At 71.0% G+C, this 6,407-nt stretch carries 4 protein-coding genes; all 4 read left to right on the forward strand.

The features are described from left to right. Positions 1 to 3: 3 nt before the first annotated feature. Entirely contained in the window at positions 4 to 858 is an 855-nt protein-coding gene (locus MFF30_RS17990) for an urease accessory protein UreD (protein WP_238280851.1), read from the forward strand. Between the two features lie 170 nt (positions 859 to 1,028). Further along, positions 1,029 to 2,834: an allophanate hydrolase gene (atzF, locus tag MFF30_RS17995; protein ID WP_238280852.1), complete on the forward strand. Its 1,806-nt coding sequence runs from the start codon at positions 1,029 to 1,031 to the stop codon at positions 2,832 to 2,834. Positions 2,835 to 2,948: 114 nt separating this feature from the next. Continuing rightward, positions 2,949 to 5,174 carry a glycosyltransferase family 2 protein gene (locus MFF30_RS18000; RefSeq protein WP_238280853.1) on the forward strand — a complete coding sequence of 742 codons (2,226 nt, stop codon included), beginning with the start codon at positions 2,949 to 2,951 and terminating at the stop codon, positions 5,172 to 5,174. A gap of 100 nt (positions 5,175 to 5,274) precedes the next feature. After that, a partial coding sequence (locus tag MFF30_RS18005; protein ID WP_238280854.1) for an SLC13 family permease occupies positions 5,275 to 6,407 on the forward strand: 1,133 nt, incomplete at its 3' end.

Below are 6,407 nucleotides of genomic sequence, written 5' to 3' on the forward strand. Positions count from 1 at the left end.
GCCTTGCTCGATCCGGACCGTTCGCTCCCGCTCGTCGCGGCGCCCGAGCGCCAGCGCTCGCGCGGGCGCATCCACCTGAGCGTCGACTGCGCGGACGGCCACGACACCCGTATCCGCGATATCGCGGAGGCGGGGCCGGCCCGCATGCGGCTGCCGCGCCGGATGCGCGGCCCCTGTGAAGCCGTCCTCCTCAACACCGCCGGGGGCATCGCCTGTGGCGACACGTTCGACGTGACGGTCGAAGTCGGGGCCGGCGCCGACCTCGTCCTGACGACGACGGCGGCCGAGAAGATCTACCGCTCCGACGGCCCGGTCAGCCGCCTGACGACGTGCGCCACCCTCGCGGCCGGGGGTCGCCTCGCCTTCCTGCCGCAGGAGACGATCCTGTTCGATCAGGCCGCCCTGGAGCGGCGATTCTCGGCGGATCTGGCGCCGGATGCGCGGCTCCTCGCCTTCGAAGCCGTCACGTTCGGGCGCACGGCGCGCCAGGAGCCGATTACGCGGGGGCACCTCACCGACATCTGGCGCATCCGGCGCGGAGGGCGTCTGGTCTACGCGGATTCCGTGCGCCTCGACGGCGATCTCTCGGCGCAACTCGCGCGCGCGGCGATCGGCGGAGGCGCCCGGGCCATGGCGACCCTGCTCGACGTCTCCCCCGAGGCGGAGGGCCGCCTGGAGCAGGCCCGCGCGATCCTCGACGACGTCGCGATGGCCGGCGTCACGGCGGCGGCCTCCGCCTGGAACGGTCACCTCGTCGTGCGGTGCCTCGGCGCCGATCCGGATGCGCTCCGGACGCTGGCGCAGCGTCTCCTGGCCGCCTATCGCGGGCAGCCGCTTCCGCGGGTCTGGCAGGTCTGAGGGTGTCGCGAACCCCCGCCACTGCCCGTTCAACCGCCGCGTCGGCACGGAGGATGCAACCTCGGCCGCAAGGGCGCCCCCACCCGTACCCGGACCATTGAAACCCGCCACCGCGGGCCGCACGCGGCACGGCGAAAATCCCGCCGCGCCGATCGAGGAGACCCGTACCGATGCTGCCCACCATCCTCGATGCCGCGACCCTGCGCGCGGCCTACGCGTCCGGGGCCCTCGATCCCGTTGCCGTGGCCGGCATCGTCGCGGAGCGCATGGCGACCTCCGCCGATCCGGCGATCTTCATCACGATGGTTTGCCGGGACGACCTCGTCGCGGCCGCCCGCGACCTCATGGAACGCCATCCGGTCCCGAACTCGCTGCCGCTGTGGGGCCTTCCCTTCGCGGTCAAGGACAACATCGACGTGGCGGGCTTGCCCACGACCGCCGCCTGCCCGGCCTTCGCCTACACCCCCGAGGCGGACGCCGTCGTGGTGGCGCGCCTGAAGGCGGCCGGTGCCTTCGTGACGGGCAAGACCAACCTCGACCAGTTCGCCACCGGTCTCAACGGGACGCGCTCGCCCTACGGTGCGCCGCGCAGCGTGTTCAGCGCCGAGCACGTCTCCGGTGGGTCGAGCTCCGGTTCGGCCGTGGCGGTGGCGGCCGGGCTCGTCTGCTTCAGTCTCGGCACCGATACGGCCGGATCCGGCCGCGTGCCGGCGGCCTTCAACAACATCGTGGGCATCAAGCCGACCCCCGGGGCGCTCAGCACCACCGGCCTCGTCCCCGCCTGCCGCAGCCTCGACTGCATCACGGTATTTTCCGCCACCGTGGGCGATGGCATCGCGGTGCGCCGCGTGGCGGAGGGGTTCGATCCCGCCGATCCCTATTCCCGGATGGCGGTTCCGCTGGCGCTGCCGGCCACCCGTCTGCGCTTCGGCGTGCTGGCACCCGACGAACGCGAGTTCTACGGCGATGCCGGGACCGAGGCGCTCTATGACGCCGCCATCGCCCGGCTGGAAGGGCTTGGCGGCGTGGCTGTGCCGTTCGACTATGCCCCGTTCCGCGAGATCGCTGCCTTGCTCTACGACGGCCCCTGGGTGGCCGAGCGGCTGGCGGCCATCGAGACGTTCCACGCCGATCATGCGGCCGCCATGGACCCGAGCGTCCGCGCCATCGCCGAATCCGCCAGGGGCTACAGCGCCGTCGACGCGTTCAGGGGGCGCTACGCCTTCGAGGCCTGCAAGCGCCGCACGGACATGATCCTGGGCGAACTCGACATCCTGTTGTTGCCCACCTCGCCCACCACCTATTCGGTGGCCGAGATGCAGGCGGAGCCCGTCCTCCGCAACAGTCATTTCGGGCGCTACACGAACTTCGCCAACCTGCTCGGCATGGCCGCCATCGCGGTTCCGGCGGGATTTCGCCAAGATGGGCTGCCGGCGGGCGTGATGCTGGTGGCGCCGGGCTTCACGGACGAGGCCCTGGCCCCTTGGGCCGATGCCCTGCATCGCGCGCTCGGCGGCGGCATGGGGCTCGACCGGGCAGCCGCCCTACCGGAGGCGAGCCGTGTGCCGGCGGCCGAGTCCGACGCGATCCCCCTCGTGGTTGTGGGCGCCCACCTCACGGGCCTCGCCCTCAACCATCAGCTCCAGGATCTCGGCGCGCGTTTTCTGCGGGCCACCCGAACGGCGGCTGATTACCGCCTCTTCGCCCTGCCCGGCACGGTGCCGGCCAAACCCGGTCTCGTGCGAGAGCCCGGCCATGCCGGGCCGGGCCTCGAGGTCGAGGTCTGGAGCCTCGATCCGGCGAGCTTCGGGCGCTTCGCTGCCGCAATCCCCGCCCCCCTCGGCATCGGCAAGATCACCCTGGCCGATGGCGAGACGGCCTCCGGCTTCCTGTGCGAGGCGCACGCGGTGGCGGGCGCCCCGGAGATCACGCATCACGGGGGCTGGCGCGCCTATCTTGCCGCCAACCAGCCCTGATCTGCTGCGACCTTGCGGGGGGAAGCGGGCTTGCCCTAAACCTCGCCTCGGCAGGTCGGGCGATCTGCCGATGAGCCGCGCGCCGCGCGCGCCGGCCCCCGAGAGGATCCGGGTTTGCGTCGTACCCTTCGCTGCCGTCTCGACCCCGCCACCCAGATCGAGGCGGATGGGGCCCCCGATGCGTGGCGCGCGACGGGCACCGACCCGAACTTCCGCCTGTGGCCGCCGCAGGGCCGCAAGCGCCATCGCGGCGGCTGGGTGCGCCTGCGGGCCGACCTCGCGGCCGTCGACCGGGCGAAGCTGACGCCCCTGCTCTACGTCGATGACGGCAAGGGCTTTCGCGAGACCTTGACCGTTCCCCTCGAACTCGACGCGAACGGCATCGACAACCTCGTGCGGCTGCCGCGCCGCGTCCGGGGCCTGCGCCTCGATCCCCTGAGCGGCGTCGGCCGGTTCCGCCTCGGCCATGTCGAGTTGACTTACCTGGGCCGCACCGGCGCGGTGGCGGAAATCGCGCGCCGGCTCCTCGCTCGCCTGCCGGAGCCCGAACGCCGGCCGGGCCCGCTCCTCGCTCGCATCAAGGCGCTCGCCCGCGAGCGGGGGCTCGCCGCACTCTGGCAGGACTTCTTCGCGAGCGCCCGGCCGCGGCCGGTGCCGGCGTCCTACATGGCCTGGATCGAGACCGTGGAGACGCCCGCCCGCCTCACGGTCGCGGCGATGGGCGCCGAGATCGCCGGTTATCCGTTCCGGCCGCGCATCTCCATCGTCATGCCGGTCTACGATACGCCGAAGCGCTGGCTCGAGGCGGCCATCGCCTCGGTGCAAGCGCAGGCCTACGAGGATTGGGAACTCTGCCTCTGCGACGACAACTCGTCGGCGCCGCATGTCTGGCCGATGCTTCAAGCCTACGCGGCGGCCGATTCCCGGATCAAGCTCCACCGCCGCCGGAGCAACGGCCGGATCTCGGCGGCCTCGAACGACGCCATGGCGCTGGCCACCGGCCGCTACATGACCCTGATGGACCACGACGACGCGATCCCCGACAACGCGCTCTACGAGTTCGTCCGCATTCTGAACGCCGACCAGAGCGTCGACTTCATCTATTCGGACGAGGACAAGATCTCGATCGACGGGGTGCGCTACGAGCCGTTCTTCAAGCCGGACTGGTCGCCCGAGGCCCTCGAGGCCTGCATGTACACGGCGCACCTCGCGCTCTACCGCATGGACATCGTGGAGCGGATCGGCGGGTTTCGCGACGAATGCAACGGCGCGCAGGATTACGATTTCGCCCTTCGCTACACCGAGCACGTCCGCAACGTCGTCCACGTGCCGAAGGTGCTCTACCACTGGCGCGCCATTCCCGGCTCCACCGCCCAGACGATGGACAACAAGGACTACGTCATCGCGGCGGCGATCCGCGGCCTGGAGGACCGGGCCCGGCGCACGGGCGAACTCGACTTCGCCCGCTCCACCGCCTTCAAGGGCTGCTTCGCGCTGCGGCGCAAGCTGACCGACCGCCCCCTCGTCTCCATTGTGATCCCGAGTGCCGGCCGCGACAGCACCGTCGGGGGCCGCACGGTCGATCTCCTGGCCGCCTGCCTCGACAGCGTCGCAGCTCTCAGCACCTATCCGCGCATCGGGTTCGTGGTGGTCGACAACGGCGACCTGCGGCCGGGGACCCTGGCGGCCCTGGAGCGCCACGGCGCCGAGCGCGTGACCTGGTCCGAGCCGGTCTTCAACGTGGCCGCCAAGATGAACCTCGGCGCGCGGGCCGCGCGCGGCGAAGTCCTGGTCTTCCTCAACGACGACATCGCGGTGATCAGCCCCGACTGGATCGAGGCGCTGCTGGCGCAACTCCAGATTCCCGGCGTCGGTGCGGTCGCGCCGAAACTTCTCTTCGAGACCGGCGAGATCCAGCATGCCGGCGTCTCGATCGTCGACGCGACGCCCGACCATGTCCGGCGCGGTTATCCCGGCGACGACCCGGGGCACTATTTTTCCACCGTCGGCAATCGCAACTACCTCGCGGTGACCGGCGCCTGCCTGATGGTGCGGCGAGCTGAGTTCGAGGCCGTGGGCGGGTTCGACGAGGGCTTCGCCGTTAATTACAACGACGTCGATCTCTGCCTGAGGCTGCGCGAGCGGGGCCTGCGCAGCGTCTACTGCGCCCAGGCGAGCCTCTATCACTACGAGAGCCGCAACCGCGCCCGCACCGTCGACCCGGACGAGCATCAGCGTTTTCGCGATCGCTGGGCGGCGACGATACCCCGCGATCCCTATTACGGCGAATGGTTCGAAGCCCTGCCGCCGACCTTCGAACTCGACCCGGCCCGTTTCTGAGCCTTCGTCGACGGCGAAGGCTCCCACTGAAAAGTCCGAATTGCGAACGGCTCCAAGGTAGGACCATTGTCCCGGCGAACCAGCGGGATGGAATCACGCGATGCCGGCAGGGGCGTTGATGGGCGGGGAGGCGACGGTCGTGGTGACCGCGCTCCTGCTCGTGCTCTGCATGGGCCTTTGGGCGAGCGGGCTGATCGCCGAGATTGTCACCGCGATGCTGTTCTTCGCGGGCGCGATGCTGTTTCGCCTTGCCCCCCCCGCGACTGTGTTCTCGGGCTTCGCCTCCTCGGCTTTCTGGCTGGTGCTCAGCGGCATGGTGGTGGGCCTTGCCATGACGCGCTCGGGCCTCGGCGACCGTCTGGCGCGAAGTCTCTCGGGCCACCTCTCGGCCTCCTACCCGGCCTTCATCGCCGGCATCGTCGCCTTGTCCTTCGCCGTCGCCTTTGTGATGCCGTCGAACCTCGGCCGCATCGCCCTGCTGGTTCCGGTGGTGCTCGCCCTCTGCGACGCCTTCGGCCTCGGCTTAGGCCGGCCGGGCCGGCACGGGGCGGTGCTGGCGGTGGGGCTCGCCACGCCGATCCTCTCGGCCGCGATCCTGCCCGCCAACGTGCCGAACCTCGTCATGGCCGGCACCGCGGAGACGCAGTACGGCCTCCACATCGCCTACCTGCCCTACCTATTGCTCCACGCGCCGGTGCTGGCCCTGGTGAAGGGCGTCCTCCTCGTCCTGGCGATCGTCCGTCTGTTCCCGGATCGGCTCGACCATGGTGAGAACGGGGCTTCCCTTCCAAAGGAGCCCCTGCGGCCGGAGGCGCGCCGCCTCGCGGTGATCCTGGCCGGAACCCTCGCCTTCTGGGTCACCGACAGCCTGCACGGCATTGCCCCGGCCTGGGTCGGCCTCGTCGCCGCGATCCTCTGTCTGATGCCCCGCATCGGCGTGCTCCCGGCCGAAGCCTTCGGGGCGGTGAACCTGCGCACCTGCTTCTACGTCGCCGCCCTGCTGGGCCTCGTCGCCACCGTGAACGAAACCGGACTCGGCGCCCGCCTCGGCCACGCCCTGCTCCAGGTCGCGCCGCTGACGCCGGATGCGCCAGGCTACAATTTTGCGATTTTGACAGGGCTGGCGGCGATCCTCACGGTCGCCGTCACCGCGAACGGCGCCCCGGCGCTCTATACGGCGCTCGCCGGTGAGATGGCGCGAGCGAGCGGCCTCGACCTCACGGCGGTGGTGAT

Origin of the sequence: Methylobacterium goesingense (genome assembly GCF_022179225.1) — a bacterium.
Taxonomy (GTDB): domain Bacteria; phylum Pseudomonadota; class Alphaproteobacteria; order Rhizobiales; family Beijerinckiaceae; genus Methylobacterium; species Methylobacterium goesingense.

Excerpts from the sequence above, each read along its gene's own strand:
- atzF (WP_238280852.1), top strand. The coding sequence starts at position 1,029 with ATGCTGCCCACCATCCTCGATGCCGCGACCCTGCGCGCGGCCTACGCG.